The 25822-nt window shown below is 71.4% G+C and carries 28 protein-coding genes; 12 read left to right on the top strand and 16 right to left on the bottom strand.

The genetic code is table 11. From position 1 onward, the window contains the following. Positions 1-67: 67 nt before the first annotated feature. Positions 68-460, top strand: a complete 393-nt coding sequence (locus tag RKD20_RS03695; protein ID WP_020118009.1) for a VOC family protein — start codon at positions 68-70, stop codon at positions 458-460. Between the two features lie 43 nt (positions 461-503). Then, a complete protein-coding gene (locus tag RKD20_RS03690; RefSeq protein ID WP_020118008.1) occupies positions 504-1577 on the top strand; it encodes an adenosine deaminase in 1074 nt (357 codons plus the stop codon). On the opposite strand, the gene RKD20_RS03685 is transcribed toward RKD20_RS03690, so the two are convergent. The 3 genes from RKD20_RS03685 to RKD20_RS03675 all read right to left on the bottom strand — a co-directional run bounded on the left by RKD20_RS03685 (position 1565) and on the right by RKD20_RS03675 (position 4720). After that, a complete protein-coding gene (locus RKD20_RS03685; protein ID WP_424876366.1) occupies positions 1565-2074 on the bottom strand; it encodes a mycothiol transferase in 510 nt (169 codons plus the stop codon). The genes RKD20_RS03690 and RKD20_RS03685 overlap by 13 nt on opposite strands. A gap of 81 nt (positions 2075-2155) precedes the next feature. Beyond that, on the bottom strand, positions 2156-3712 hold the full coding sequence (locus RKD20_RS03680; RefSeq protein WP_424876365.1) for a carotenoid oxygenase family protein: 1557 nt from the start codon (positions 3710-3712) through the stop codon (positions 2156-2158). A gap of 129 nt (positions 3713-3841) precedes the next feature. After that, positions 3842-4720 carry a LysR substrate-binding domain-containing protein gene (locus tag RKD20_RS03675; RefSeq protein WP_424876364.1) on the bottom strand — a complete coding sequence of 293 codons (879 nt, stop codon included), beginning with the start codon at positions 4718-4720 and terminating at the stop codon, positions 3842-3844. A 126-nt stretch (positions 4721-4846) separates the two neighbouring features. Between RKD20_RS03675 and mgrA the strand changes: the two genes are divergently transcribed. Further along, on the top strand, positions 4847-5842 hold the full coding sequence (gene mgrA / locus RKD20_RS03670; RefSeq protein ID WP_424876363.1) for an L-glyceraldehyde 3-phosphate reductase: 996 nt from the start codon (positions 4847-4849) through the stop codon (positions 5840-5842). Positions 5843-6089: 247 nt separating this feature from the next. Here the strand turns inward: mgrA and RKD20_RS03665 are convergent, their stop codons facing one another. Both RKD20_RS03665 and RKD20_RS03660 read right to left on the bottom strand, forming a co-directional pair. Then, positions 6090-6374 carry a DUF1905 domain-containing protein gene (locus RKD20_RS03665; RefSeq protein WP_424876362.1) on the bottom strand — a complete coding sequence of 95 codons (285 nt, stop codon included), beginning with the start codon at positions 6372-6374 and terminating at the stop codon, positions 6090-6092. Between the two features lie 72 nt (positions 6375-6446). Continuing rightward, a complete protein-coding gene (locus tag RKD20_RS03660) occupies positions 6447-6827 on the bottom strand; it encodes a nuclear transport factor 2 family protein (protein WP_424876361.1) in 381 nt (126 codons plus the stop codon). Positions 6828-7157: 330 nt separating this feature from the next. Here RKD20_RS03660 and RKD20_RS03655 point away from each other — a divergent pair, with 330 nt between their 5' ends. The 4 genes from RKD20_RS03655 (at position 7158) to RKD20_RS03640 (ending at position 11508) form a co-directional block, all read left to right on the top strand. Next, on the top strand, positions 7158-7568 hold the full coding sequence (locus RKD20_RS03655; protein WP_028807748.1) for a hypothetical protein: 411 nt from the start codon (positions 7158-7160) through the stop codon (positions 7566-7568). An 86-nt stretch (positions 7569-7654) separates the two neighbouring features. Further along, on the top strand, positions 7655-9988 hold the full coding sequence (locus RKD20_RS03650) for an FHA domain-containing protein (protein WP_424876360.1): 2334 nt from the start codon (positions 7655-7657) through the stop codon (positions 9986-9988). Between the two features lie 7 nt (positions 9989-9995). Continuing rightward, positions 9996-10541 carry a hypothetical protein gene (locus RKD20_RS03645; protein ID WP_424876359.1) on the top strand — a complete coding sequence of 182 codons (546 nt, stop codon included), beginning with the start codon at positions 9996-9998 and terminating at the stop codon, positions 10539-10541. Continuing rightward, positions 10531-11508, top strand: coding sequence for a serine/threonine-protein kinase (locus tag RKD20_RS03640; RefSeq protein WP_424876358.1), 978 nt, complete (start codon positions 10531-10533; stop codon positions 11506-11508). The genes RKD20_RS03645 and RKD20_RS03640 overlap by 11 nt, the downstream gene beginning before the upstream one ends. Positions 11509-11539: 31 nt before the next feature. Here the strand turns inward: RKD20_RS03640 and RKD20_RS03635 are convergent, their stop codons facing one another. After that, positions 11540-11959, bottom strand: a complete 420-nt coding sequence (locus RKD20_RS03635) for a nuclear transport factor 2 family protein (protein ID WP_424876357.1) — start codon at positions 11957-11959, stop codon at positions 11540-11542. A gap of 44 nt (positions 11960-12003) precedes the next feature. Further along, positions 12004-13281: a streptophobe family protein gene (locus tag RKD20_RS03630; RefSeq protein ID WP_424876356.1), complete on the bottom strand. Its 1278-nt coding sequence runs from the start codon at positions 13279-13281 to the stop codon at positions 12004-12006. A gap of 171 nt (positions 13282-13452) precedes the next feature. Between RKD20_RS03630 and RKD20_RS03625 the strand changes: the two genes are divergently transcribed. Next, positions 13453-14676 (top strand): DUF6777 domain-containing protein, encoded by a 1224-nt coding sequence (locus RKD20_RS03625; protein WP_424876355.1) that lies wholly within the window; start codon positions 13453-13455, stop codon positions 14674-14676. Positions 14677-14763: 87 nt separating this feature from the next. Further along, positions 14764-15225, top strand: coding sequence for an ATP-binding protein (locus RKD20_RS03620; protein ID WP_424876354.1), 462 nt, complete (start codon positions 14764-14766; stop codon positions 15223-15225). A 101-nt stretch (positions 15226-15326) separates the two neighbouring features. Here RKD20_RS03620 and RKD20_RS03615 read toward each other — a convergent pair whose 3' ends face one another. Together RKD20_RS03615 and RKD20_RS03610 are read right to left on the bottom strand one after the other, a co-directional pair. Beyond that, on the bottom strand, positions 15327-16223 hold the full coding sequence (locus tag RKD20_RS03615; RefSeq protein WP_391173274.1) for an RNA polymerase sigma factor SigF: 897 nt from the start codon (positions 16221-16223) through the stop codon (positions 15327-15329). 218 nt (positions 16224-16441) lie between these two features. Beyond that, entirely contained in the window at positions 16442-17263 is an 822-nt protein-coding gene (locus RKD20_RS03610; protein WP_424883137.1) for a class I SAM-dependent methyltransferase, read from the bottom strand. Between the two features lie 46 nt (positions 17264-17309). On the opposite strand from RKD20_RS03610, the gene RKD20_RS03605 reads away from it, so the two are divergent. Next, a complete protein-coding gene (locus tag RKD20_RS03605; RefSeq protein ID WP_424876353.1) occupies positions 17310-17738 on the top strand; it encodes a helix-turn-helix domain-containing protein in 429 nt (142 codons plus the stop codon). Positions 17739-17756: 18 nt separating this feature from the next. Here RKD20_RS03605 and RKD20_RS03600 read toward each other — a convergent pair whose 3' ends face one another. The 3 genes from RKD20_RS03600 to RKD20_RS03590 all read right to left on the bottom strand — a co-directional run bounded on the left by RKD20_RS03600 (position 17757) and on the right by RKD20_RS03590 (position 20305). Next, the gene (locus RKD20_RS03600) at positions 17757-18359 is read right to left on the bottom strand and encodes a ClpP family protease (RefSeq protein WP_020117991.1); all 603 of its coding nucleotides are present in this window, start codon (positions 18357-18359) and stop codon (positions 17757-17759) included. A 2-nt stretch (positions 18360-18361) separates the two neighbouring features. Next, entirely contained in the window at positions 18362-18985 is a 624-nt protein-coding gene (locus RKD20_RS03595) for a ClpP family protease (RefSeq protein ID WP_424876352.1), read from the bottom strand. Between the two features lie 123 nt (positions 18986-19108). Beyond that, complete coding sequence (locus tag RKD20_RS03590) at positions 19109-20305, bottom strand: epoxide hydrolase family protein (RefSeq protein WP_424876351.1); 1197 nt, start codon at positions 20303-20305, stop codon at positions 19109-19111. A gap of 123 nt (positions 20306-20428) precedes the next feature. Between RKD20_RS03590 and RKD20_RS03585 the strand changes: the two genes are divergently transcribed. Next, positions 20429-20911: a VOC family protein gene (locus RKD20_RS03585; protein WP_424876350.1), complete on the top strand. Its 483-nt coding sequence runs from the start codon at positions 20429-20431 to the stop codon at positions 20909-20911. Between the two features lie 3 nt (positions 20912-20914). Here RKD20_RS03585 and RKD20_RS03580 read toward each other — a convergent pair whose 3' ends face one another. The 3 genes from RKD20_RS03580 to RKD20_RS03570 all read right to left on the bottom strand — a co-directional run bounded on the left by RKD20_RS03580 (position 20915) and on the right by RKD20_RS03570 (position 24299). Further along, positions 20915-21823, bottom strand: coding sequence for an SGNH/GDSL hydrolase family protein (locus tag RKD20_RS03580; protein ID WP_424876349.1), 909 nt, complete (start codon positions 21821-21823; stop codon positions 20915-20917). Positions 21824-21905: 82 nt separating this feature from the next. Continuing rightward, entirely contained in the window at positions 21906-23567 is a 1662-nt protein-coding gene (locus RKD20_RS03575; RefSeq protein WP_424876348.1) for an ATP-binding protein, read from the bottom strand. Positions 23568-23624: 57 nt separating this feature from the next. Continuing rightward, a complete protein-coding gene (locus tag RKD20_RS03570; protein ID WP_424876347.1) occupies positions 23625-24299 on the bottom strand; it encodes a response regulator transcription factor in 675 nt (224 codons plus the stop codon). Between the two features lie 235 nt (positions 24300-24534). Between RKD20_RS03570 and RKD20_RS03565 the strand changes: the two genes are divergently transcribed. Continuing rightward, the gene (locus RKD20_RS03565; protein WP_424876346.1) at positions 24535-24930 is read left to right on the top strand and encodes an STAS domain-containing protein; all 396 of its coding nucleotides are present in this window, start codon (positions 24535-24537) and stop codon (positions 24928-24930) included. Position 24931: 1 nt separating this feature from the next. On the opposite strand, the gene RKD20_RS03560 is transcribed toward RKD20_RS03565, so the two are convergent. Next, entirely contained in the window at positions 24932-25810 is an 879-nt protein-coding gene (locus RKD20_RS03560) for a geranyl diphosphate 2-C-methyltransferase (protein ID WP_424876345.1), read from the bottom strand. Positions 25811-25822 lie beyond the last annotated feature (12 nt).

Raw genomic sequence — 25822 nt, 5'->3', positions numbered from 1 at the left:
ACGGACTGGCGCCACCGAAGTTTTACGTATAACCTCTCCCGTCAACCACCCGTCCCGAGAGGCACCGATGAGACGCGTCGCCCTGGTCACCCTTGTCGTCGACGACTACGACGAGGCGATCCGCTTCTACACCGAGGCCCTCGGCTTCCGGCTCGTCGAGGACGCCCCCCGCCCCGACGGCTCCCGCTGGGTCGTCGTGCGGCCGGACGAGCGCGAGGGCGGCACCGACCTGCTGCTCGCCCGCGCCAAGGACGAGGCCCAGCAGGAACGGGTGGGGAACCAGACCGGCGGCCGCGTCGGCTTCTTCCTGCACACCGACGACTTCGCCCGCGACCACGCCCGCATGCTCGCCGCGGGCGTGACCTTCCTGGAGGAGCCCCGCCACGAGCCCTACGGCTCGGTCGCCGTCTTCCAGGACCTCCACGGAAACCGCTGGGACCTGCTCCAGCCCGCCGACTGACCCTCCCCGCCACCCTGTTCGACGTACGAAGAAAGACCTCGCCATGACCGCTACGCGCGTAGACGCCGACCTGATCCGCCGCCTCCCCAAGGCCGTCCTGCACGACCACCTCGACGGCGGCCTGCGCCCCGCCACCGTGGTGGAGCTCGCGGCCGAGGTCGGCCACACCCTGCCCACCACCGACCCGGACGAGCTCGCCGCCTGGTACTTCGAGGCCGCCAACTCCGGCGACCTGGTGCGTTACATAGCCACCTTCGAGCACACCCTCGCCGTCATGCAGACCCGCGAGGGCCTGCTGCGCACGGCCGAGGAGTACGTCCTCGACCTGGCCGCCGACGGGGTCGTGTACGGCGAGGTGCGCTACGCCCCCGAGCTGAACACCAACGGCGGACTGGCCATGGCCGAGGTCGTCGAGACCGTCCAGGAGGGCCTGGCCGCCGGTATGGCGAAGGCCGCCGCCGCGGGCACACCGGTGCGGGTCGGCACCCTGCTGTGCGGGATGCGGATGTTCGACCGGGTGCGCGAGGCCGCCGACCTGGCCGTGGCCTTCCGGGACGCCGGTGTCGTCGGCTTCGACATCGCGGGCGCGGAGGACGGTTTCCCGGCCGCCGACCACCTGGACGCCTTCGAGTACCTGCGCCGCGAGAACGTGCCCTTCACGATCCACGCCGGTGAGGCCCACGGCCTGCCCAGCATCCACCAGGCCGTGCAGGTGTGCGGCGCCCAGCGGCTCGGCCACGGTGTGCGGATCACCGAGGACATCCCCGACCTCGCGAGCGGCAAGCTCGGCCGGCTCGCGGGCTATGTCCGGGACCGCCGTATCGCCCTGGAGATGTGCCCGACCTCCAACCTCCAGACCGGCGCGGCCACCTCGATCGCCGAGCATCCGATCACGGCCCTGAAGGACCTGGGCTTCCGGGTCACCCTCAACACCGACAACCGGCTGGTGTCGGGGACGACGATGACCCGGGAGATGTCCCTGCTGGTCGAGGAGGCGGGCTGGACGGTCGAGGACCTGCGCACGGTCACGGTGAACGCTCTCAAGAGCGCCTTCATCCCGTTCGACGAGCGCAAGGCCCTCATCGAGGACGTCGTCCTGCCGGGCTACGCGCTCTGAAGCAGCCCCCGCAGATAGGCGGCCTGTCCGACGTGCTGCAGATCGTCGGACAGGACGCTGACCAGCCGCACCCCCAGGGTGACCGGCGGATCCCAGTTCTCGTCCACGACGCGCTCCAGGTCTCCGGCCGTCAGCCCGCGCAGGGCTTCGAGACTCTGGGCGTGCACGGCGTCGTAGTAGCCGGTGAGCAGGTCCGCGGAGTCGACCCGCACCTTGGCGACCTGCGCGGAGGTGTGGCCGTAGCCGATGTCGCGCGGCTTCAGGTCGAGGCCGAACCGCTTCTCCCAGTCCTGCGTCAGCCATACCTGGTCGAGGCCGAAGGCGCCGGCGACATGGTCGTCCTGGACGCGGGTGAGATGCCAGACCAGCCAGGCGAGGGAGTTGGCGTCGGGGCCGGGACGGTGGTTGAGGTCGTCGGGGCCCAGGCCCTCGACGGCGGCGTGGACTTCTTCCTGGATGCGGCCGTAGCCGTCGATGAGGATGTCCTTTGCATGCATGACATCCACCATCGCGCATCGCGCCGCGTCACGCGTGGGAATCCTGCTCCGGTGTCACGCGTCGGGAATCCAGCTCCCGTGTCACGCGTCGGGAATCCAGCTTCCGTGGAAGCCCAGGGGCACCCGTCCCGGCAGATGGATCCGGGCCACCGGCTCGGCCGTGAAGTCCTGGGCCGGGAGAATCACCAGGTCCGAGGCCCCGCGATCGGGGTTGTGGACGTACGCGATCGCGTACCCGTCGTCCTCGGCGGCCCTGTCGTCGCACGGGTCGGACGGCACGAACACGGCCTCGCTCGCCGCCGCTCCGCGGGGCAGCCGGTGCACCTGTGAGGTGCCCCGCAGCAGGTCGTGCTTGATGAGTGCGTTGGTGAACGCCCGGTCGGGAGGCGGGTTGCCGTCGACCGCCTGATATGCGGCCGCCATCTCCGCGGCCGCCGCCGAGTAGCCGTAGCGGTGGCGGCGGGACACCAGAGCCTCGTTGACGCGCGGAAACTCCTGCGGGCGGTCGTCGAGGGTCCGCACCCGCACCAGCCCCTGCCGCAGGTCGATCGTCCAGCGGTCGAGCCGGGGCGTACCCGGCGTGTACGGCCCGCCCGAGCCGTTGCCCGCCACGAGGAAGGGCGCGTCGAAGTTGGTCGTGTCGACGACCAGGTTCGAGCCCTCCTCGTAAGCGTTGAGGGTGTGCGAGTAGTACACCGGGTCGACCTCGAACCAGCGGACCGCACCCCCCGCGCGCGGCAGCACACCGACCCGCGCCGGATGCCGGTCGTTCCAGACGTAGGGCACGATGTCGCCGCGCTCGGCGCCCGCCGGGTCGAAGGTGACCGGCATGTCGAGGATGATCACGTACCGCTCGGTGAGCGCGAAGTCGTGGATCATCGGGGCGTCGGCCACCGGGATCCGCGTGCTGCGCGAGACGCGGCCAGCCGGGTCCACGACCAGGTGCCGCACATGGTCCCAGGTCGGGTAGTAGGCGATCGCGTGCAGCTCACCGGCGTGGACGTCGAACTTGGTGTGCGCGGTGAACGCGCCCTCCAGCGTGCCCCGGAAGTCGTAGGTGCCCACGGTGTTCAGCTCGTCGTCGAGCTCGTACGGCAGGGGTCCGCTCTCCTGGAGCGCCAGGATGCGCCCCCGGTGGGGGATCACATGGGTGTTGCAGGGGAAGTCGTCCGGCGGCACCGGGCCCGGGTAGGGCTCGCCGAGTTTCTTCGCCACCTGGGAGGAGCGGACCCAGCGGTTGCGGTACCACTCGGCGCGTCCCTCGCGCAGCCGGACGCCGTGCACCATGCCGTCGCCGAGCATCCAGTGGTGGGCGCGGGGGTCCTCCAGGCCCAGCACATTGGGGCCGGTGCGCAGGTAGCGGCCGTTCAGCTCGCGCGGGACACGGCCGGTGACCGGCAGGTCGAAGGCCGTCAGCTCCTCGGTGACCGGCTTGAAGGCGCCCTCCAGGAACGGGAAGTGGCGGGTCGGTGCCGTGCGGGGCGCCGCGGAGGCGGGTCCGGCGCCCACTCCCGCGCCGGCCAGTCCGCCCGCGGCCGCGACCGCCGCCGCGCCTCGCAGTACGTTCCGTCGTGTGGGGCTCGTCGATCGTGCGGGGTTCGTCGCGCGTGGGGTGTCCGTCGTGCGTGCGTCCGTCATCTTCCCTGCTCCTGACCGCAGTTGTCTTCGGGGACGGTCATGAGTCTGGGGTGTGCGGCGGCTCGGGTCAGGAGGGGTGGAACCCGTCCTGGGGGTGGTGCCAAGCCCCCTCTTTTCCCGCGCGGCGGCTCAGCTGTCCAGCAGCGCCATCAACGCCCGCGCCGCCGGGCTGGTGGCCTGCGGGGGCGGCAGCAGGGCGACCGTCTCGTACACGGTCTCGCCGGTGCCCTTGACGGGCAGGGCCGTCAGCGACGGCCGCTTGTGCCGAAAGTGCTGCGGAACGACCGCCACGCCGAGGTTCTCGTCCACCAGGTCCAGCAAGGTGTGCACGTCGTTGACCTCCAGGGCGACCGACCGGCGTACGCCCGCCTCGGCGAACACGGCGTCGGTGGTGCGGCGCGGCCCCCAGTCCGGGTGGAAGTCGACGAAGACCTCACCCCCCAGGTCCTCCGGGGTCACGGCCGCGCCGGCCGCCGCGAGCGGATGACTCGGATGGCACAGTACGGTCATCGGCTCGCTGGTCAGGGGTACGGCCCGCAGCTGGTCGCTCTCCTCCCGCGTCCCCCGCACGGCGAACGCCAGGTCCAGCCGCCCGGCGGCGACCTCCTCGGCGAGTGCGCCCGAGCCCGCCTGCCGCAGACAGATCTCCACGTCCGGATGCTGCCGCCGGAACGCGGCCAGCAGTCCCGCCACATGTACCCCGGCGATGCACTGCTCGGAACCCAGCGCGAGCATCCCGCGCAGCACTCCCTGCACCGCGGCCACCGCCTCGTGGGCGGACCGCACCTGTGCGAGGATCCGTTCGGCCTCGCCGAGCAGGGCCCGCCCGGCGGGGGTGAGCGTCACCCGGCGGGTGGTCCGCACGAACAGCGGGGTCTGCAGCTCCCGCTCCAGCGCCCGGATGGACGCGGACAGCCCGGACTGCGACACCAGGAGCCGTTCGGCGGCCCGGGTGAAGTGCTGGTCCTCGGCGACCGCCACGAAGTGCTGAAGATGGCGCAGTTCCATGATTGAGAAGCCTAACCGCTGAATTCCATCGGATTCTTCTGTTGGACCAATGCCCCCAGGTCGCGAAAGAGTGAGGTGGATTCACGACTTTTTTGGTTCCACCGTGCCAACCCCTCTGGAGTCGCGTTGTACACCGCACACCCCGACCGCTACGCGGAGATGCCCTACCGGCGTACCGGACGCAGCGGCCTGAAGCTGCCCGCGATCTCGCTCGGTCTGTGGCACAACTTCGGCCCGGCGGACCGCACGGTCGAGACCCAGCGGGCCATCCTGCGCCGCGCCTTCGACCTCGGTGTCACCCACTTCGACCTCGCCAACAACTACGGTCCGCCGCCCGGCGCCGCCGAGTCCGCGTTCGGCGAGGCCCTCAAGGCCGACCTCGCGGCCTACCGCGACGAGCTGATCATCTCCACCAAGGCCGGCTATCTGATGTGGCCCGGTCCGTACGGCGAGTGGGGCTCCCGCAAGTACCTGCTGTCCTCGCTGGACCAGAGCCTGTCCCGGATGGGCCTGGACTACGTCGACATCTTCTACTCGCACCGGCCCGACCCGGAGACCCCCCTCGAAGAGACGATGGGGGCCCTGCACACCGCGGTCCAGCAGGGCAAGGCGCTGTACGTCGGCATCTCCAACTACTCCGCCGAGCAGACCCGCGAGGCCGCCCGCATCCTCGGCGAGCTGGGCACCCCGCTCCTCATCCACCAGCCGCGCTATTCGATGCTGGACCGGCGCCCCGAGGACGGCGGCCTGCTGGACGCGCTCGACGAGCTTCAGGTCGGCTCGATCGTCTTCTCCCCGCTGGAGCAGGGCCTGCTCACCGGCCGCTACCTCGACGGCATCCCCGAGGACTCCCGGGCCGCGAGCGACAGCCCCTTCCTGAATTCCGACGCCGTCACCGAGGACCTGGTCCAGCAGCTCCGCGAGCTCAACGACGTCGCCGAGGGCCGGGGCCAGACCCTCGCCCAGCTGGCCCTGGCCTGGGTCCTGCGCGGCGGCCGGGTCACGTCGGCGCTCGTCGGCGCGAGCAGCCCGAAGCAGATCGAGGACAGCGTGGGCACGATCGCCAACCTGGACTTCGCCCCGGAGGAACTGGCGAGGATCGACGCGATCCTCAAGGTGTGACGGGCTCGATCCTCAAGGCGTGACCGACGCGGCTTCCCGGCCGCGGGCAGTCGTACGGACCGGGCGCCGGCCCCTCAGGCCGGCGCCCGGTCCCTTTCGGTTCGACGCCACCGCCACCGCCATCGTCCCCGCTACCGGGCCCAGGGCGCCGTCCGGTGCGGCGCGAAGGCGATCGCCGGAGGTGAAGTGCCGTACGGGCCGGTCCACTTCAGCGGATGCGGGCCGAGACCCCGCGGCGGCGGCCCGCTCAGCCGGTCCGCTCCTCGATGCGCACGATCACCGTGTCGCCCGCGTCCTTGCCGATGGCCTTCCGCACGTCGGCCTTGACGGGCAGCATGTGGGTGCCGTCCCCGAGGGCCATGAAGGAGCTCTGGAAAGGGTGCCCGTCGATCGTCCCGCGGACCTTGACGAGACCCCGGGTGCCGAAGAACTCCACCGAGGCGGGCCAGCGGACACAGGTCCAGCCGCCCTTCCCCGGGTTCCTGCTGAGGACCGCGGTGAATTCCGCGTCCACCTTTCCGGTCGTGGCCATGATGTTCTCCCTCGCCGACGGCTTCCTCTTCAAGAGACCACCGGCGAGGGGAAAACTCATCGTGGCCCTTGCTCAGGCTCCCGCGGGCACCCGGTCCAGGAACCCGTACACGGTCCTGATCCTGCCGTCCCCGTCGAGCGTGACCACGTCGGATCCGGCGACGGGTGCCGATCCGTCCTCGCTCACGAGCTCCCAGGAGAACCGCGCGGTGTCGTGATGTCCGTCGACGGGGCCGGTGATCCGGAAGGCGAAACCGGGGAACTGCTCGTGGGCCGCCGCGATCACCGCGGCGATCCCGTCGTGGCCCACGACGTCGGCGAGCGGGTCGGTGTACCCGCCGCCCACCGCCCAGGCGGCTGCCACGGCCTTGGTGCGTGCCTCCGGCTCACGCGCGTTCCAGGCTTCGAAGTAGCGGGCGACGGCACTCTCGTAGCGGTCGGTGTTCGCGGACATGGAAATCAGCCTCCATCGAGGTCGTCTGTGCTGGTGGGACCTGGTGAGGCAACCTTGCCCGCGGCGCCGGGAACCGTCGATTACTTCCCGGGTCATGGCGTTTGAACGTGCACCCGTCAGATTTCGGCCAGGAGGGGGGACGAATATGCCAGGAGACTGGCCAAAAAGACGTGGTGACAGTGTTTCAGTAGTGAACATACTCGACTGACAGGACCTTCACATCGAGCGAAGTGCCCGTCACGCACAGCAGCAAAGACCGCGTACCGCACATGAGCCGCACGGAAAGCGAGGCCCTGCCGGCAGGCGAACGAGCAAGCGGGGGAGTTGATCGTGCACGACGAATTCCTGTGCCACGTCACGGGGTACGGCATCTGCGACGGACGCCGCATCGGCGTACCCCTCGGAACGTACCGCGCGCCCACCCTCGCCCTCGCCCTGTGGTGGATGCGTGACCGGGCCTCGTGGATCGCCGACCGATTAGACCCCCAGCCCGAGGCCGAGTACTTTCCCGCGGGCGCCCTGGCCCCCGTCGCCCCCACCGTGCTGGACGTCCCCGCCGTGATGCGGGCCTGGTGCGCCGACCTGTACCAACAGGATCTGGTCGCCGACGAGTTGGCGGCCGGCCGGCTGGTCAGGATCGCCGCGAGCGACGACACCACGGAGTACGAACTGCTCGCCGAGTCCGTGGACGCCGTGAGAATGCATCGGACGGCCTCGGCGCTCTTCACCCCTGTGGCCTGAGTCGGTCCGGCCCCCGCGCTCCGCACCCTCGCTCCTCCGGTTCGCGCCACCAGGCGGCCAAAGGGGTGAATCGGTAGAATTCTGGCATGGCGGACCGGTCGATCGCACCGACGGCGCCCGAGCTCGTGCTGGAGACCGACACCGGCTCCACGGTGATGAGCCCGGGCCACGACTACCACGTCGGGCGCGACCCGTTGTGCGACATCGTCATCGACGATGCCCGGGTCTCGTGGCACCACGCGGTGCTGCGACCCGAGGCCGACCACTGGACCCTCGAGGACGAGAACAGCACCAACGGCACCTATGCCGACGGCCGCCGCGTCCACGAGTGGGACGTCGGCCCCGGCAGCGTCATCCGCTTCGGCAGCGCCTCCGACGGCCCCTGCGCGGTCCTGCTGGGCATCCCCGCCCCCGAGCGCCCCTCGGCGGTCTCGATGCCCGCTCTCACCGGCACCTTCCGCCGGCCCACGGCGGTACGCCCGCTGCCCACCCGCACGGTCCGGATCGGCCGCGCCGACGACAACGACCTCGTCATCGACGACCTGGTCGTCTCCCGCCACCACGCCGAGCTGCGCGCCCTGCCCGACGGCAGCTACGACATCGCCGACCTGGGCAGCCACAACGGCACCTACCTCAACGGCCGGCCCGTCACGAGCGGCCCCCTCGGCCCCGGAGACATCGTCGGCATCGGCCACTCGGCGTTCAGCCTGGTCGGCGACACGCTCCAGGAGTACGTCGACACCGGGGAGGTCTCCCTCGACGTCCAGGACCTCACGGTCGCCGTCGACCGCGGCCGCAAGACCCTGCTCGACCACGTGTCCTTCCCGGTGGGGGAGAAGTGCCTGCTCGCGGTCGTCGGCCCGAGCGGCGCCGGCAAGTCCACGCTCCTGAACGCCCTCACCGGCCAGCGGCCCGCCGACCACGGCACCGTCCTGTACGACGGCCGCGACCTCTACCGCGACTACGCCGAACTGCGCCAGCGCATCGGCCTGGTCCCGCAGGACGACATCCTGCACGCCCAGCTGACCGTCCGCAGCGCCCTGTCCTACGCCGCCGAGCTGCGCTTCCCGCAGGACACCGCGAAGGCCGAACGCCGCGAGCGGGTCGACGAGGTCATCCGCGAGCTCGGCCTGGAACAGCGCGCCGGACAGCCCGTGCACAGCCTCTCGGGCGGACAGCGCAAGCGGGTCAGCGTGGCCCTGGAACTGCTCACCAAACCGTCCCTGCTCTTCCTGGACGAACCGACCTCCGGCCTGGACCCCGGCATGGACCGCTCGGTGATGCACATGCTGCGCGGCCTCGCCGACGACGGGCGCACGGTCATCGTCGTCACCCACAGCGTCCTGAGCCTCGACGTCTGCGACCGCCTCCTGGTCCTCGCACCCGGCGGGAGGATCGCCTACTACGGCCCGCCCGAGGACGCTCTCGCCTACTTCGGCTTCACCCAGTGGCCCGAGGCCTTCGAGGCGTTCGAAAGGGACCAGGATCGCGACTGGGCCGGCGACTTCCGCGGCTCGGCCTTCCAGCACCAGTACGTCACCGAGGCCACCGCGCAGCCCCGGACGCCCCGCTCCGAACCGGTCATCATCGCGCCCCCGCCCAGGCCCCGCAGCCGCGGCGCCCAGCTCGGCACCCTGATCCGCCGCTACACCGCCGCCCTCGGCGCCGACCGCACCTTCCTCGCCATCATGATCGCCCTCCCGTTCGTCATGGGCGCCATGGCCCGGGCTCTCGCGGGCAGTCAACTGACCCGGGACACCGCGATGAACGCCCTGCTCATCCTGTGCGTCGGAGGCGTCCTCACCGGCGCCGCGAACGCCGTGCGCGAGCTGGTGAAGGAGCGGGTCATCTACCAGCGGGAGCGAGCGGTCGGCCTGTCCAGATCGGCGTACCTGATGTCCAAGGTCGTGGTCCTGGGCGCGATCACCGTAGTACAGGCGGTGGTGCTGACCCTGGTCGCCCTCCTCGGCGTCGACCTCAACGCGCCCGGCGGCGAAGGCGTGCTGATGCCGCCCCTTGTGGAGATCACCCTCGCGGTCGCCCTGCTGGCGTTCACCGCGATGATGCTCGGCCTGCTCGTGTCCGCGCTGGTGCGCAAGGAGGAGGTGACGATGCCGCTGCTCGTGCTGCTGGCCATCGTCCAGGTCGTCTTCTGCGGCGCCCTGCTGAAGCTCGACGGCGTGCCCGGCCTGGAGCAGCTGTCCTGGCTGGTGCCCTCCCGGTGGGCGCTCGGCGCGATGGCCGGCACCATCGGTCTGGCCCGGATCGTGCCCGGCGACCTCACCGGCGATCCGCTGTTCAAGCACTCGGCGGGCGTGTGGCTGCTGAACATCGGCATGCTCGTCGTCCTCTCCGTGTTCTTCGGATACCTCGTCTCCCGGCTGCTGCGCCGCCACGAACCCGCCGTCATGCGGAAGTAGGCCACCGATGACGACCCCCGGCTTCCGGCCCACCCATGTCGTCCCCGGCTACGGCATGCCCGCCTGGGAGGCCCCCGATCCGGCCCGCCCCACCATGCCCCTCGACCCGCTCCTGCCCGTCCAGCTCGTCGAGCGGCGCGGCGACTGGGCGGACGTCCTGTGCGCCAACGGCTGGTCGGCCTGGGTCGACGGCCGCCACCTGGTCGCCGTGCCCCAGGACCCGCCCGCCCCCGGCAGCCCGCTCACCCGCGCCGCCGACCCGCGCCCCCTGCTGGCCCGCGCCGACGAGACCCTCGCCCGCTACCGGGCGGCCGTCGAGGAGCTGGCCGGCGGCGCTCTCGACGGGGAGTCCTTTCGCGGCCGCACCCGGGGACTGCGGATCGGGGTGGTCGTCGACGGGGAGCACGTATGGCTGTACGACGCCCAGCACGGACGCTGGGTGTACGCGGACGGGACCCGGCTCAGCACCTACGCCACCGACGAGGCACCCCGCGCGACCTCCGACAGTCCCGGGCACGCCCCCACCCAGGTGGTGACCCCCGATGGCTCGTGAGACCAGCCTCTTCTCCGGCAGCCCCTCCGAACTGGTCGGCCGGCAGGTCGCGAGCTACCGCATCGAGCAGGAGATCGGGCGAGGCGGCATGGCCGTCGTCTATCGGGCCCGGGACCTGCGCCTGGACCGCACGGTGGCGCTGAAGCTGCTGGCCCCGGAGCTCGCCCGCAACGACACCTTCCGCAACCGCTTCAGCCACGAGTCCCGGGTGGCCGCCGCGATCGACCACCCGCACATCGTCCCCGTCTTCGAGGCCGGGGAGACGGACGGCGTGCTGTACATCGCCATGCGGTACGTCGCCGGCAGCGATCTGCGTCATCTCCTGGACCGCCAGGGGCCGTTGCCGCTCCCGACGGCGCTGCGGATCGCCGCCCAGGTCGCCTCCGCGCTCGACGCGGCCCACGAGCACGGCCTGGTCCACCGGGACGTGAAGCCCGGCAACATCCTGGTCTCCCGGGGCACCGACAGCGACCATCCCGAGCACGTCTACCTCACCGACTTCGGCCTCACGAAGAAGTCCCTGTCGCTGACCGGGTTCACGACGGTCGGCCAGTTCGTCGGCACCCTCGACTACGTGGCCCCCGAGCAGATCTCCGGCCGCCCGGTCGACGGCCGCTGCGACGTCTACGGCTTCGCCTGCGTGGTCTACGAGTCCCTCACGGGCCACCCGCCCTTCCGCCGCGACGACGACATGGCCCTGCTGTGGGCCCACCAGTACGACGCGCCCCCGGCGTTGACCGAGTGCCGGCCCGAACTCCCCTCCGGGCTCGACGGTGTGTTCACCAAGGCCCTGGCCAAGAGCCCTGACGACCGCCACGACTCGTGTCTGGCGTTCGTCGCGGACCTCCGCGCGGCCGCGACCGGCGGCCACCCGCCGACGGAGGTCGCCTTCAAGGCCGTGGAACCCCCGGAGACCAGGCCGAAGCCCCCGCCGCGGTGGGCCGAGCCGATGTTCCGAGGAGGCTAGAGGCATCGCGAGGGGGCGTGGTTGCGCCCCTTCACCCGGTGCTGCCCAGGCCGTTCAGCGGCACCCGGCGAGCCAGTACCCTGCGGCGGCTGATGCGCCAGCCGCCGGTGTCCACGCGGACCACGATGTCCTCATAGGTGACCGACCCGCACGAGCCGTTCGCCATGACAGCCAGGCCCTTGGACAAGGCGCGGACCCGGCCGTCCGCCAGCTCCCCGATCACCACGTTCGTCACATGGCGCGCGACGGGGTTCCCGGCCCCCAGCGCCAGCGCCGCCTCCTTGAGCGCCGTCAGGCCGACGACCTCTCCCTGACCGAAGTCGGACAGGTCGTAGACGACGTCAGCGGTGAAGACCTCGTGCGTGCGGTCCAGCTCCCCGGCGTCCACCAGATGGCCGTGCAGCGCGATCAACTCGGTAACGGCCAGGTGGTCTTCCAGAGCCAGCGCCATGCGGTGCCCTTTCCTCGGCTGAGCGCACCCTGTCACGCCCCGCGTCACACCTCAGCCGGTTTGATCTCCCTTTTGCGCCGCACCGGCCGCGCCGACAGCGCACCCAGGAAACCGGCGACCAGGCCCCACAGCGCGCCGAGGCCCACCGCGGGCCACAGCTCCGGGTCGAGGAACAGCTCACCGCGCAGACCGCCGCCGAGGTCGCCGATGCCGAGGACCGACAGACCGTAGTGGGCGGAGATCCGGCCCATGAGGCAGATCATGAGGACCGTCAGGGCGAGCGCGACCGCCAGGCGCACGGCGTGCTGCCAGGCGCGGACGCGGGCGGGGGAGCGGGCCGCCATCAGGAACGCGACCGAGAGCAGCAGGACCGCGTCCACGACCACCAGCCACCAGATCCGGCCGTCGTGCTCGGCAAGGGTGTGCAGGTTGAGCGTGGTGGTGTCCTTGGAGCGCAGGACCTCGTCGAGGAGGTGCGGCATGGGCAGTCCGAAGGGGCCCTCCACCCGGCCGTTCCAGGTGGCGCCGAGGCCGATGGTCAGGGCGAGCCAGACCAGGTTCGGCAGGCCCAGCAGGATCACCGCGAGTGTCTCGGGCGCATGACCGCGGGTCACGGCGACGACCAGGGCGACGAGGGCACCGAGGACGACGTACGCGAGCAGCAGCACGACCATGGCGTGCGCGGCGGGCCGCACCGACTCCTGGAGCGGCAGCAGTCGCGCCGGCAGGGGAGCCCGGCGCGAGACCAGCAGGGCCAGCACCAGTACGCCGGCCAGCCACAGGATGCCGAACAGGACGGTCTGCGGCACGCCCGTGGTGAAGCCGACCTCGGGGGAGACGCCGAAGACATCGCCCAGGTCGCCGAGCGTGTCGTCGCCGAGGGAGAGCTTGAACGTCTGGCGGGCCGCGTAGGCCAGGGCGAGGAGCGCGAGCAGCCACAGGACGGCGATCCGGGCGGCCCATGCGGCCAGTTCCCGGCCGCCGGCGACGGCCCGGTGCCGCAGCGGCCGCAGGAAGCCCGCCCCGAGCACCAGCGCACCGGTCAGCGTGACGGAGAGGGGGATCACCGTGAGCCCGGCCTTGCTGTCGGCGAGTCCCCCCGCGCTTCCTGACAGCTTGACCGTGCCGCCCACGGCCGTGACGACGCTCGCCGCGACGACCCGGGGGAACGCGTGGTCCGGAAGGTCGGCCGCGCCCGCAGCCCACAGCCCGAGCGCGGCCACCACCCCCATGGCGACCAGCGCGACCAGGACCGTAACCACAGCCTGGGGCCAGCCGTGGCGAGCGACGGCTGCCTGGTCGGAGCGGGTTTGCGGGATCACCCTGCCACGCTAAGCAGCCCCGGGGCGGCGCGCCTGCCGGGAGGTCCGTCCGCGTCCGCTTGCGGGCGGTACCGGACTGGAGCAGACAATGGACATGTCGCGGAAGAATGCGGCTGAATCGGGGCAATCGGATCGCACGTCGCAGGAGTCCCGCGTCGGGAAGAAGAACTCGTGAGCGTCGAACCGCCGTCGTCGGGCCGTCCCACCGGGCCGCCCTCAGGCCCGTTGTCGGGCCCCTCGCAGCCGCCTTCGGGCCCGCCCTCGCAGCCCCCGGGCAGCAGCGGCGGAGCACCCGCGCCCCCACCCGGCCGCCCCTGGTGGAGGTCCGCGCCCCGGGTCGCGTTGATCGCCACCGCGGTGGTCGCCGCGGTGGTCCTCGCGGTCGTCTTCACCCGTTCCGGCGGTGGCTCCAGCTCGGCCGGCGGTGACGGCGAGGTCTTTCTCCAGGCCGCCGCGAAGACGGGCCCCGAGCCCTTCACCGAGTCGACCGCGAAGGACAGCTCCTTGCCGCCGGTCGCCGCCTCCCCGACGGGCTCCTCCGAGCCCGCGAACGCCGTACGCGGCGTGGACGGCTCCGCTCCCGGTCTCTACGGCGGCACCCGCAACGTCTCCAGCTGCGATGTCGAGAAGCAGGTCAAGGCGCTCCAGGCGGACCCGGCGAAGAACAAGGTGTTCGCCTCGGTCGCCGGGGTCCCGCCGTCCGGGGTTCCGGCCTTTCTGCGCTCGCTCACACCCGTCCAGCTGCGCATGGACACCCGCGTCACCAACCACGGCTACCGCGACGGCGCCGCCACCACCTACCAGGCCGTCCTCCAGGCCGGTACGGCCGTGCTCGTCGACGACCGCGGAGTGCCCCGCACGCGCTGCGCCTGCGGCAATCCGCTGACCCCGCCCATCGCCCAGCAGAACACGCCGAAGCGCACCGGCGACACCTGGGCGTCGTACAACCCCTCGAACGTGGTCGTGGTGACGCCCTCGACTACCGTGATCAACATCTTCGTGATCTACGACCCCGACCACCACGACTGGATCGCCCGGCACCGCGGCGACACCGGGGGCAAGGACCACAAGACCCACCCGCCGGTCAGGCCCTCCCCGCCGGTGAGCGTGTCGCCGCCGGCAACACCGAGTACCCCGTCGGCCCCGTCGTCCTGCGTCTCCACATCGGCCGGAGCCACCCCCTCCGGATCGTCGAGTCCGTGTCCGCCGACGCTCGTCGCCCCGTCCTCGCCGTCCTCGAGCTCGCCCTCCTCACCGCCGCCCAGCAGCGAATCCCCAGGTGAGACCCTCACACCGAGCTCCTCGGCACCGGAGCCGCCTCTCACCTCCGACACCACCTCTGATACGAATCAGTCGGCGCCCCTGTCCGGCGCTGTGGTGTCCTGGTCGGTGTGACGCGTCACCTGGACTGCGTGGCGCGGCTCGGGGTACGAGCACTGATGCAGCAGCGTCCGGCCAGTCCGGCATCCGAGAGAGAAACGCATGATCGATCATCTGGACGGGGCAGTGATATCGACTGGTTTCGACGTGCCCGTGGAACCCCTGCGGCAGGCGGCGCACTACACGGGTGAGCCGGGAAACATCGCCGAGGCGCGGTCGTTCGCCGCGGACTTCCTCGGCAGGCTCCGAACCGAGTGGTGTGCCGAGATCGGGGACCGTGCCGAGGAGGAGGTGCTCCTCGTGGTGAGCGAACTCGTCACCAACGCCGACCGGCACAGCAACGGGCCGTACATCCTCGAGCTGGAGGGAACCGACGTCGCGGTCGCCGTCACGGTCTACGACAGCAGCGCGGCCCTGCCCCGGAGGTTCCCGAGGGATCCCCAGCGCATCGGCCGGCACGGCCTGGAGATCGTGCATGTCCTGGCGCAGGAGGTCGCGGCGGAACGCGTACCGGTGGGCAAGCGGGTACGGGCCGTGCTGGGCTTCGGCGGCAACAAGCAGTGAGCGCACGCCTGAGCCGCTTCGGCGGCGTCCGGTGAGGTCGCCGGATCACGCAGCGGGTGCCGTCCGGAGACGGCACCCGCACTTTCCGCTGTCCCTGTGGGTCAGGCGCAGCCCAGCTCGCCCAGCATGCCCTCGCGCAGCCGCGTGATGATCCGCTTGATCAGCCGGGACACATGCATCTGCGAGCAGCCGAGCCGTTCACCGATCTCCGACTGCGTGGCCTCCTCCACGAACCGCATGTGGATGATCTGCCGATCGCGGTCGCTGAGCTCGGCCATCAGCGGGGCCAGTGACTGGAAGTCCTCGACGAGCCGCAGCCCGTCCTCCTCCACACCGATGAAGTCGGCGAGCACGGCTTCGCCGCCCTCGGGGCCGTCACCGGTCAGGGCGGCGTCGAGGGACGAGGAGTTGTAGCCGTTCGAGGCGATCTGCGCCTCGATCACCTCGTTCTCGGAGATGTTCATCAGGGTGGCGAGCTCGGCCACCGTCGGGTCGCGGTCCAGCCGGCTGGCGAGTTCCTCACGCGCCTTGGCCAGCTCGACGCGCAGCTCCTGAAGACGCCGCGGGACGTGCACCGCCCAGGTGGTGTCACGGAAGAAGCGCTTGATCTCACCGACGATGTAAGGCAGCGCGAACGACGTGAACTCGACCTCGCGGGAGATCTCGAACCGGTCGATCGCCTTGATCAGGCCGATCATGCCGGTCTGGACGATGTCCTCCATGTCGTCGCCGCGGCCCCGGAACCTCCCGGCCGCGAAGCGTACGAGCGACATGTTCATCTCGATGAGGGTGTTGCGCGCGTACTGGTACTCGTGCGTCCCCTCCTCGAGCTCGGTGAGGCGCTTGAAGAACTGGCGGGACAGCTCCCGTGCGTCCCGCGGTGCGACGGACCGCGGTTCCTCGACTCCCGGCAGGGGTGTCCCACCCGTCCTGGTCCCGCTGGCGTGCTCGGTGACCTGTGCCTCCGAACGATTCACGGCGGTGACGACGGTATGCATTACCTCTCCCACGAAAGTCACGGCTCGACGTCTGCCTCTTCGGCCTGGGTTGTCTTGGGTCCTGCAGGTGTGGCCTGCCGTGTACCCGGAACGCGACGAGATACACGTCCCCGGGCCACCGGCTCGACCAGATGCCCGCAGCTCCCTCGACCTGCGCGTACCCGGGCGGTGAGAACCCATGCCCACGAAATCTGACGGTGGCGTGAAATCGCCGGTCCTCAGGGAGTGACCCGGGTCGCGACGATCAGTTCGTGGAGGTAGCGCTTGGTGATCCTGCCGCCATGGCCCTTCTCGATCAGGTCCCGGACGCAGGTCAGCAGGGCCGCGCGGCGCGTGCTGTCGAGAGCCCGGTGGCCCGAATAGGTGCGCAGGACGTCGAGGTACTGGTCGGCCGTGTAGGTGATGGCCTGCTCGCAACGGGTCACCGTGACGTCACCGAAGCGCGGACAGTCCTCGAACTCCTCCGTGTCCGAGCGGATCTCGGAGGACGGCCGGAGCCGCAGTCCGGGAGGTGTGGCCGGATCATGGCGTTCGTAGCAGTCCTGGGCCCGGGCGAAGAAGTCGGTCGTGCCCCCCGCCACATGGTGGGTGACCACGACAGCGAGCCGGCCCCCGGCGCGGAGCGCGTCCGCGGCCTTCTCCACCCGGACGGCCGGGTCGATCCAGTGGAAGGCGGTGGCGCAGGCCACCAGGTCGAACGGCTCCTCCGGCAACGGCCAGCGCTCGAACTCGGCGTTCTGCACGTCGACCCGGGGGAAACGGGCCAGCCGCCGCCGGGCCACCGCGGCCATCGCGTCGCCCAGCTCCACCGCCGTGATGCGACAGCCGAACCCGGCCAGGGAGCGGGTGAGTTGCCCGGTCCCCGGACCCACCTCCAGGACCCGGCTCTCCGGGCCAAGGCCCGTCAGCCGGGCCAACTCCGCGACCAGCGCGGGCGGATAGCCCGGACGCGCCTTGTCGTACAACTCCGCCGCTTCGTTGAACGTCTCGCGCAGCACCGGGGCCCGCACCTTTCCCGTCGTCGATTCCACCCAGGGCAGAATGCCGACCCCTTCCCCTGACGGCCACGGAATTTAGGCTGATCCGGTGAGCAACGAAGCGCCGAACCAAGCCCGCGTGATCCCCCTGCGCCCGCAGTCCGCGCGCCCGGGGTCCGTCCGCCCGCTGTCCGAACGCCCCGCCACCGCGCCGCCCAAGGATCCCGCCACCCGGGAGACCAGGGAACCCCTGTGGCGCGACCTCGTCGGAGACGTCCTGCGCCGCGAGCGCCTCGCCCAGGAGCGCACGCTCAAGGACGTGGCCGACGCGGCCCGGATCTCGATGCCCTACCTGTCGGAGGTGGAACGCGGCCGCAAGGAGGCGTCCTCGGAGGTCCTCGCGGCCGCCGCCCACGCCCTGGGCCTCGGCCTCGGCGATCTGCTCTCCCTGGCCCAGGGCGAGCTCACCCGGCACTCCGCGCGCAGCCGCCGCGCGATGCCCGGATCGCCGTACGACGGGATGTGCCTGGCGGCCTGACATCGCGGGGCCGGCGCCTCAGACCGTCACGAGGCGCCGGCTCACCACCTCGTCGGCCAGTCCGTACTCCACCGCCTCCTCGGCGGTGAACACCTTGTCGCGGTCCATGTCCGCGCGCAGTGTCGCGATGTCGTGGTGGGTGTGCCGGGCCAGCACCTCCTCGACCTGGGAGCGGATGCGGACCATCTCCTTGGCCTGCAGGGCGAGATCGGAGATGGCGCCGCGGCTGCCGCCGGAGGCGGGCTGGCCGAGCAGCACACGCGCGTGCTCAAGCACGAGCCGCCGCCCGGGATCCCCGCCGGCCAGCAGGACGGCCGCCGTGGACGCGGCCTGTCCCACACAGAGCGTCGAGATCGGCGCCTGCACGTAGGTCATCGTGTCGTAGATCGCCATCAGCGAGGTGAACGATCCGCCGGGGGAGTTGATGTAGATCGAGATCTCGTTCTCCGGCGCCGCCGACTCCAGATGCAGGAGCTGCGCGATCACGACGTTGGCCACCCCGTCGTCGATCTCGGTGCCGAGAAAGATGATCCGCTCGGACAGCAGCCGGCTGAACACGTCGGAGGACCGCTCGCCGTGCGCGGTCCGCTCGACGACGTACGGAATCGTGTAGTTCGCCATGGTCACAGCCCCATCCGTCGCTTCGAGGCGGCCGGGCGGACGTCCGCGAGGGACTCCACGACCCGGTCCACCATGCCGTACTCCCTGGCCTCCTCGGCCGTGAACCAGCGGTCGCGGTCGCCGTCGCGGGCGATCGTCTCCGGCGTCTGGCCCGTGTTCTCGGCGAGGAGGCGCTCCATGGTCTGCTTGCTGTGGTCCAGGTTCTCCGCCTGGATCAGGATGTCGGCGGTGGTCCCGCCGATGCCCGCGGACCCCTGGTGCATCATGATCCGCGCGTTCGGCAGGGCGTACCGCTTGCCGGGCGCGCCCCCGCAGAGCAGGAACTGGCCCATGCTCGCCGCGAAACCCATGGCGAGCGTCGAGACGTCGTTGGGGATCAGCCGCATCGTGTCGTAGATGGCGAGCCCCGCGTACACGGAGCCGCCCGGGCTGTTGATGTACAGGCTGATGTCGGTGCGCGGGTCCTCCGCGGACAGGACCAGCAGCTGGGAGCAGACCCGGTTGGCGGAGACCTCGTCGACCTGGGTGCCCAGCAGCACGATGCGCTGGGCGAGGAGTTGGGCGGCCAGTTGGTCGTCGAAGCGGGTGGGAGGGGTGTCGCCCTCCTCGGCCCGGATGGAAGTCATGGGCTGTCCTCGTGGTCGTAGGGATGCCGTCGGCTCCACTGTTGACCTCGGACGACGCCCCGAAGCGGTTTCTCTGCCGGTGGCAGATTCGCCACCGGCAGAGCGCGGGTCCCGGGGGTGTGCTCAGCCCGTCTCGCGCAGTTGCCTGAAGAACGCCCGCACGTCGTCCACCAGCAGGTCCGGCTCCTCCATCGCCGCGAAGTGACCGCCCCGGTCGAACTCGGTCCAGCGCACGAGGTTCTCGGTGCGTTCCGCCTTGTGCCGCAGCGGGATCTGGATCTCCGCGGGGAAGACGGCGAGGGCGGTCGGCGCGGTCGACGGTTCGGTGGGCCGGGCCGCCCGGTCGCCGGTGGCGTGCGCCCGCTCGTAGTAGATCCGGGCGGCCGAACCGGCGGTCCCGGTCAGCCAGTACAGCATCACGTTGGTCAGCAGCCGGTCCCGGTCCACGGCCTCCTCGGGCAGCTCGGCGGAGTCCGTCCACTCCTGGAACTTCTCGACGATCCAGGCGAGTTGACCGACCGGCGAGTCGGTGAGGGCGTAGGCGAGGGTCTGCGGCCGGGTGGAGTGCAGGACGGCGTACCCGGTGCCCTCGCCCGACCAGGCGCTCCAGCGGCGCCACGACTCCAGGGCGCGCTCCCGCTCCCCGGGCGCGAGCGCGGCCAGTTCCTCCCCGGTCGGCTCCTGGGTCGCCTGTGCGCCCGGCAGCAGGTTGAGGTGGACGCCGATGATCCGCTCCGGGTGGGCGCGGCCCAGCTCCCGGGAGATCGCCGAGCCCCAGTCGCCGCCCTGCGCGCCGAACCGCTCGTAGCCGAGCCGCGTCATCAGCTCGGCCCACGCGCCGGCGATCCGGCCCGCCTCCCAGCCCGTGTCCGCGGGCGGCCCGGACAGTCCGAACCCGGGAATGCTCGGCACGACGACATGGAAGGCGTCGGCCGGGTCGCCGCCGTGGGCCGCCGGATCGGTCAACGGGCCCACGACGTCCAGGAACTCGACGATCGAACCCGGCCAGCCGTGCGTGATGACCAGCGGGGTGGCGTCCGGCTCGGGGGAGCGGACGTGGGCGAAGTGGACGGTCGTCCCGTCGATGTCGGTCGTGAACTGCGGCCACTCGTTGAGCCGCGCCTCGGCCGCGCGCCAGTCGTAGGTGTGCCGCCAGTGGTGCGCCAGCTCGCGCAGATAGCCGGCCGGCACGCCGTACGCCCAGCCCGTGGCCGAGAGGTCGTCGGGCCAGCGGGTGCGGTCGAGCCGGTCGTGGAGGTCGTCGAGGTCGTGCTGCGGAATGTCGACACGGAACGGGGTGATGGTGTCGGTTGACGTCATACGGGGATGCTAGGTCGCACCGGTGTATGAGCCACGTGGATTAACCGGCCGCCCGACCGATGAGTTCCGCGCCGAGGATCGGTCCACAGAGATGACCGCACCACGACCCTTCGGGAGGAACCCATGGCGAGCAAGCCTTTCACCACGTGTCTCTGGTTCGACGGCCAGGCCGAGGAGGCGGCGCACTTCTACGTCTCGGTCTTCAAGGACTCCACCGTCGGGAGGGTCACCCACTACCCCGAGGGCGCGATGCAGCCCGCGGGGACCGTCCTGACGGTCGACTTCACGGCCAACGGGCAGCACTTCGTCGCACTCAACGGCGGACCGCAGTTCAAGTTCACCGAAGCCGTCTCCTTCCAGATCTTCTGCGCGGACCAGGAGGAGATCGACTACTACTGGACCAAGCTCACCGAGAACGGCGGCGAGCCCGGCCCCTGTGGCTGGCTCAAGGACCGTTACGGGCTGTCGTGGCAGGTCGTGCCCGAGGGGCTAACCGACATGGTGGGCGACCCGGACCCGGAGAAGGCGGCCCGCGTCACCAAGGCGTTCATGGCGATGAGCAAGTTCGACGTCGCCGCCCTGGAGAAGGCGTACGCGGGAGAGTGAGCGTCAGTCGGCGGGCGTCCGGCCGATCACCCGTGTGATCGCCCGGGCCATCCGCAGGATGCCGGGGGAGCGGACCGGGCAGGGCCTGGGCCTGGACGTCGTGGGCGCCAGACAGAAGTGCAGATAGTCCTTGTCGAGGTGCAGGGCGGTGCGGTCGCGGTCCGGCTGGGTGCAGTAGCGGGGATGCTCGTGCTCGTAGGAGGTGCACGGCAGGTACTGCACCCAGGAGTAGCGGGATCCGGCGGGTGCCACCGTCGCGCCCGCGTCGGCGACGACGTCGTCCGAGGCGGCCGCCTGCTCCTCGTACAGCTCGTTCACGCGGCGGACCCGGTCGGGGGTGATCGGGTCCGGTCCCTGCGCCACCCACACGATCCGCGGCCGACGCCCACCGCCCGCCGTGGCGATCTGCCCGGTCAGCCGCCTCAGGTCCGCCCGGTACCTGCTGAAGTACTTCCGCGGCGAGGCGGCATGGGTGATCCCGTCCATGCACCAGGTGTAGCCCCACGCGTTGCCCCAGAACTGCAGCACCACGAAGTCCGGGTGCAGCGCCCGGACCAGCGCGGCCGCCTTGTCCCGGTCGGGCACCAGCGACTTCTTCCCGGTGCCCTCCAGGTAGTCGCACGGCGTGGTCCCCGAGTACGGCGCGCTCGTGTACGTCGCCCGCAGATCCCGGCGCAGCTCCTGCCCGAGGACCTGCTGGGCCTCCGTGGCCAGGGAGTCGCCGAGATACAGCACACGCGGGGCGACCACGGCGGGGGAGGCGCTCGGGGACGCCTGGGCGCGCTGATGGGTGGTGGCCGCGCGGGAGACGTCCGGGGTCGGTGGCGCCGTCTCCGGCCCGTCCGTCGGGTCGCTGCAGGCACCGAGCAGCAGGACTGCGGTCACCAACCCCACGATCCACGGTGTCCGCATGCGCGACTCCCGCCCCGGTCGCCGAAAATCGGTTCCCCAGGCAAGCACAGCCGGGCCCAGGGGGGAAGACGCGCGGCACGGTTCAGTCGCCGTCCCGGCGCTCCAGGATGTCCATCAGTTCGGTCAGCGGCAGCGGCTTGGTCAGATGGGCGTCGAACCCGGCCGCCCGGGACAGCGCGCGGTCGGTGCCCTGGCTGAAGCCCGACACCGCGATGAGCCGCAGCCGCTCGCCGCCCGGCCGCGCCCGCACCCGGCGGGCGACCGTGTGGCCGTTGATGTCCGGCAGCCCCAGGTCGCACAGCACGACGTCGAAGGGGTGCGTCTCGGTCGCGGTGAGCGCGGCGGTGCCGGTGTGGACCGTCGTCACCCGGTGGCCCTGCCGCTCCAGCAGCGTGTGGTAGGTCGCGGCCAGGTCCTGGTTGTCCTCCACGATCAGGACGGCCAGCCTGCGGGGCGTGGCCCCGACGGCCGCGCGCCGGGGCCGCGGCGGGGCCGTGGAGTCGGTCGTCGGCAGGACCACGGTGAACGTCGCTCCCTTGCCGGGCCCGGCGCTGTGCGCGCCGACCCGGCCGTGGTGCAGCTCCGCGATCGTGCGCGCGACGGCGAGCCCCAGCCCCAGGCCCTCCGGTGTGTCGGGTCCTGCGGGCGCCGCCCGCATGAACACCCCGAACAGCTCCTCGGCCTGACCGGGCGCGAAGCCGATGCCGTCGTCCCTCACGGTCACCCGCGCCGCACCGTCCCCGGCCGCGAGCTCCACCTCGGTGCGCCCGCCGGGCCGGGTGTACTTGAGCGCGTTCGACAGCAGGTTCGTCAGCACCTGCGCGAGCCGCAGCCGGTCGCCGTCCACGACGAGGGGCGCGGCGGGCAGCCGTACGTCGAGTGTGCGGCCGTCGTGCGTGAAGAGACCGCGGATGTCCGCGCAGGCCCCCTCGACCACCGCACGCAGATCGACCGGTTCGCGCACCAGCTCCAGCCGCCCGGTCACCGCGCGGGTGCCGTCCAGCAGGTCGTTGCTCATCCGGGCCAGCGTGCCCAGCTGCCGCTCCAGGACGGCCAGCGCCGGATGCCCCTCCGGCATGTCCAGGGCGAGCAGTTCGGTGGCCGCGGTCGCGGCCGCGAGGGGGTTGCGCAGCTCGTGCGAGAGCGTGGCGATGAACCGGTCCTTGGCCTGCTGCTCCTCCCGCAGCCGGCGCCCCGCCGCGTCCAGCTCGGCGTTGGCCCGGCTCAGTTGCTCGTTCACCTCGCGGATCTCCCGCGCCCGCACGAACAGGTCGACCTCCATGCCCTCCGCGCGCATCTGCGCGTCGGCCGCCGCCCGCTGCCGCTCCCGCCCCACCCGCCGCAGACGCACGAACTCCGTGACGTCCTCGACCCGGTGGATGATGTGCGTCACCCGCCCCTCGTCGCCCAGGACCGGCGCGTTGACCGGGCTCCAGTACCGCTCGGCGAAGACGCCCGCCTCGCCCGTCGGGATGTCGTAGCGCTGCAGGGCCATGGTGTCCGTACGGCCGCTCGCCACGACCGTCTCCAGCGAGCGGCGCAGATTGGCCACGCCGTCAGCCGAGGGGTCCTCGGGGTTGTCAGGGAACACGTCGAAGACCGGCCGCCCCACGATGTCGCGCCCGGTGCGCGTGGCCGTGAGATAGGCGCGGTTGACCTCGACGATGTCGAAGTCGGTGGTGAGGACGAGCAGCGGGGACAGGTTCGAGTCGAACAGGCGCCGGAAGTCCGGGGCGTCGGGCATGGGCGGACCTCCTGGCCGGACCTAGTCTCGGGGATCCCCGTCTCGGGGATCCCCGTCTCAGGGGTCGAGGCGGTAGCCGTAGCCGCGGACGGTGACGATCCGCGGTGCGGGGGCGGGCAGTTCGGCGAGCTTGCCGCGCAGCCGGTACACATGCTCGACGACGGTCGCGGGCTGCTGCCAGGACGAACCCCAGATCCGCTCCAGCAACTGGTCCGCCGAGAACACCCGGCCGGGCGCGGCGGCCAGCATCTCCAGCAGGGCGAACTCCTTGGGGCGCAGGTTCAGCAGCACTCCGTCGACGGAGACCCGGCGGGCCGCCGTGTCGACGAGCAGCGAGCCGGCCTGGATCGTCGTCGGCAGGTCCGGGGGCTGCGAGCGGCGCAGCACGGCATGGATACGGGCCACGAGCTCGCGCTGGGAGAACGGCTTGACGAGGTAGTCGTCCGCGCCGATCTCCAGCCCCGCGACCCGGTCCGTCTCCGCGCCGCGGCCGGAGACCACGATGACGGGGAGCCGGCTCGTCGACCTGAGCGCCCGCAGCAGTTCGAGGCCGCTGCCGTCCGGGAGGCCCAGGTCCAGGATCGCCAGGTCCACGCGGCTCTCGTACAGCACGGACTTTCCGGCGCGGGCGTCCATGGCCCAGGCGACGGTGAATCCGGCCCGCTCCAGATAGGAACGGCACATCAGTGCGAAGTCGGGCTCGTCCTCGATCAGGGCGAGGTGCGGGCGCATTCCGCATCACCTGGCCCGCCCGGTACCCGCTCGTTGTGTCGCTGATGAGCGGGCGTTGATGCCCAGACCATGTGGCGAAGGTAGAACAGTAGGCACCACGGTTCAAGGGGGGAGCCGCCCGGGGGAGGTCCGGCGCGGACACGTGCGGTGCGGGGATCGCGAAACCGCCGCACGCGTCCGCGCCGGAACGAAGGTCCCGACGCGGACGGAACAGGCACGACAGCGGGGACGGAACATGGTGCGCGACAACGACCTGCGGTCCGTCATCACCGTGTCCTGGCCGCCCCCACCCGCGGGCCACGGGCTCAGGCACGGCACGGACGGCCTGGTGCTCGCCGAACTGCACGGTGAGATAGACCTCGCGACCGCCCATCAGCTGCGCTGCTGGCTCGACTCCCTCGTGGCCCTCGTGGCCCTCGCCCCACCGGCGTACGTCGTGGACCTGCGCCCGGTCTCCTTCGTCGACTCCACCGGCCTGAACCTGCTGCTGCGCCTGCGCCGCCGAGTGCTGGAGGGCGGCGGAACGTTCTCCGTGCTGTGCACCCCGGGCACCCGGCGGCTGCTGAGGGCGCACGGCACGCTGGACGTGTTCGACCCGGCGACCACGTGGACCGGGCCGGCCCCCGTCTGACTCACACGCGGTCGGCGGCGATCAGCAGGTACTGGAAACTGCCGTTGCGGTAGGCGGTCAGAAACGTCTCCTCGATGCCGGTCACCAGATGGTCGGCCTCCTTGCGCAGCTCCCAGTAGGGCAGGGCCGCCGCGGTCAGGTCCTCCACGTGCACCGGCACCAGCCGGTTGCGTGCCATCGCCCGGAAGTACTCCGAGCGCGGGTGGATGTCGCAGATGTAGTGGGCGTTGATGAGCGAGACCTCGCGGGAGGCCCGTCCGTAGGTGTCGTTGTAGCAGCCGGTGATCACCACATAGCGTCCGCCGCGGCGCAGCAGCCGGGCGTGCTCGGCGAACAGCAGGTCCAGCTCGACGTACATGGTCGACTCGTTGTTCCAGGAGGCCGCGTACGCGCCCGAGGTGAGTTCGGTGTCGAGCATGTTGCGGTGGTGATAGCGCACCCGGTCGTCGATGCCCCGCTTGCGGGCCTGCGCGTTCGCGAACTCCGCCTGCTTCTCGGAGATGGTGACCCCGTCGGCGTGGCAGCCGTAGCTGAGATGCGCCACCACACTGCCGCCGCCGCGCCCGCACCCGGCGTCGAAGACCCGGTCCTCGGGCGTGAGCGGGCCGAGCCGGGCGGCGAGGAACTCGGCCTGGGCGTGTTCGAGGCGGTGCAGTTCGGCGGTGATCCGCTCGCGCCGCCGCAGCGGATCCGGTTCGTCGAGGACCGAGCGGTCGGCCGCACCGATGCCGTAGTGGTGGTGGTAGAGGTCGTCGAGCTTGCCGAGTTCGAGGTTGACCGGGTTCTCCTCGGCGTTCCAGTAGTCCGCGACACGGTTCTGGTACGTCGACTGGGTCGGCACCTGGGTTGCCCTGGTGCCGGTGTGGGGGGCGGTGGTCAACGGTGGCTCCTT

The sequence above is a fragment of the Streptomyces sp. SLBN-8D4 genome (genome assembly GCF_049739545.1).
GTDB classification, from domain to species: Bacteria; Actinomycetota; Actinomycetes; order Streptomycetales; family Streptomycetaceae; genus Streptomyces; species Streptomyces canus_C.
This window is presented reverse-complemented; position numbering and strand designations above follow the sequence as displayed.

Coding starts and splice junctions, on each gene's coding strand:
- RKD20_RS03575 (WP_424876348.1), bottom strand. CDS start 23,567: ATGCCCGACGCCCCGGACTTCCGGCGCCTGTTCGACTCGAACCTGTCC.
- RKD20_RS03650 (WP_424876360.1), top strand. CDS start 7,655: ATGGCGGACCGGTCGATCGCACCGACGGCGCCCGAGCTCGTGCTGGAG.
- RKD20_RS03565 (WP_424876346.1), top strand. CDS start 24,535: ATGGTGCGCGACAACGACCTGCGGTCCGTCATCACCGTGTCCTGGCCG.
- RKD20_RS03590 (WP_424876351.1), bottom strand. CDS start 20,305: ATGACGTCAACCGACACCATCACCCCGTTCCGTGTCGACATTCCGCAG.
- RKD20_RS03695 (WP_020118009.1), top strand. CDS start 68: ATGAGACGCGTCGCCCTGGTCACCCTTGTCGTCGACGACTACGACGAG.
- RKD20_RS03595 (WP_424876352.1), bottom strand. CDS start 18,985: ATGACTTCCATCCGGGCCGAGGAGGGCGACACCCCTCCCACCCGCTTC.
- RKD20_RS03675 (WP_424876364.1), bottom strand. CDS start 4,720: ATGGAACTGCGCCATCTTCAGCACTTCGTGGCGGTCGCCGAGGACCAG.
- RKD20_RS03635 (WP_424876357.1), bottom strand. CDS start 11,959: ATGGCGCTGGCTCTGGAAGACCACCTGGCCGTTACCGAGTTGATCGCG.
- RKD20_RS03615 (WP_391173274.1), bottom strand. CDS start 16,223: ATGCATACCGTCGTCACCGCCGTGAATCGTTCGGAGGCACAGGTCACC.
- RKD20_RS03690 (WP_020118008.1), top strand. CDS start 504: ATGACCGCTACGCGCGTAGACGCCGACCTGATCCGCCGCCTCCCCAAG.
- RKD20_RS03640 (WP_424876358.1), top strand. CDS start 10,531: ATGGCTCGTGAGACCAGCCTCTTCTCCGGCAGCCCCTCCGAACTGGTC.
- RKD20_RS03685 (WP_424876366.1), bottom strand. CDS start 2,074: ATGCATGCAAAGGACATCCTCATCGACGGCTACGGCCGCATCCAGGAA.
- RKD20_RS03660 (WP_424876361.1), bottom strand. CDS start 6,827: ATGTCCGCGAACACCGACCGCTACGAGAGTGCCGTCGCCCGCTACTTC.
- RKD20_RS03580 (WP_424876349.1), bottom strand. CDS start 21,823: ATGCGGACACCGTGGATCGTGGGGTTGGTGACCGCAGTCCTGCTGCTC.
- RKD20_RS03585 (WP_424876350.1), top strand. CDS start 20,429: ATGGCGAGCAAGCCTTTCACCACGTGTCTCTGGTTCGACGGCCAGGCC.
- RKD20_RS03570 (WP_424876347.1), bottom strand. CDS start 24,299: ATGCGCCCGCACCTCGCCCTGATCGAGGACGAGCCCGACTTCGCACTG.
- RKD20_RS03680 (WP_424876365.1), bottom strand. CDS start 3,712: ATGACGGACGCACGCACGACGGACACCCCACGCGCGACGAACCCCGCA.
- RKD20_RS03600 (WP_020117991.1), bottom strand. CDS start 18,359: ATGGCGAACTACACGATTCCGTACGTCGTCGAGCGGACCGCGCACGGC.
- RKD20_RS03620 (WP_424876354.1), top strand. CDS start 14,764: ATGATCGATCATCTGGACGGGGCAGTGATATCGACTGGTTTCGACGTG.
- RKD20_RS03645 (WP_424876359.1), top strand. CDS start 9,996: ATGACGACCCCCGGCTTCCGGCCCACCCATGTCGTCCCCGGCTACGGC.
- RKD20_RS03665 (WP_424876362.1), bottom strand. CDS start 6,374: ATGGCCACGACCGGAAAGGTGGACGCGGAATTCACCGCGGTCCTCAGC.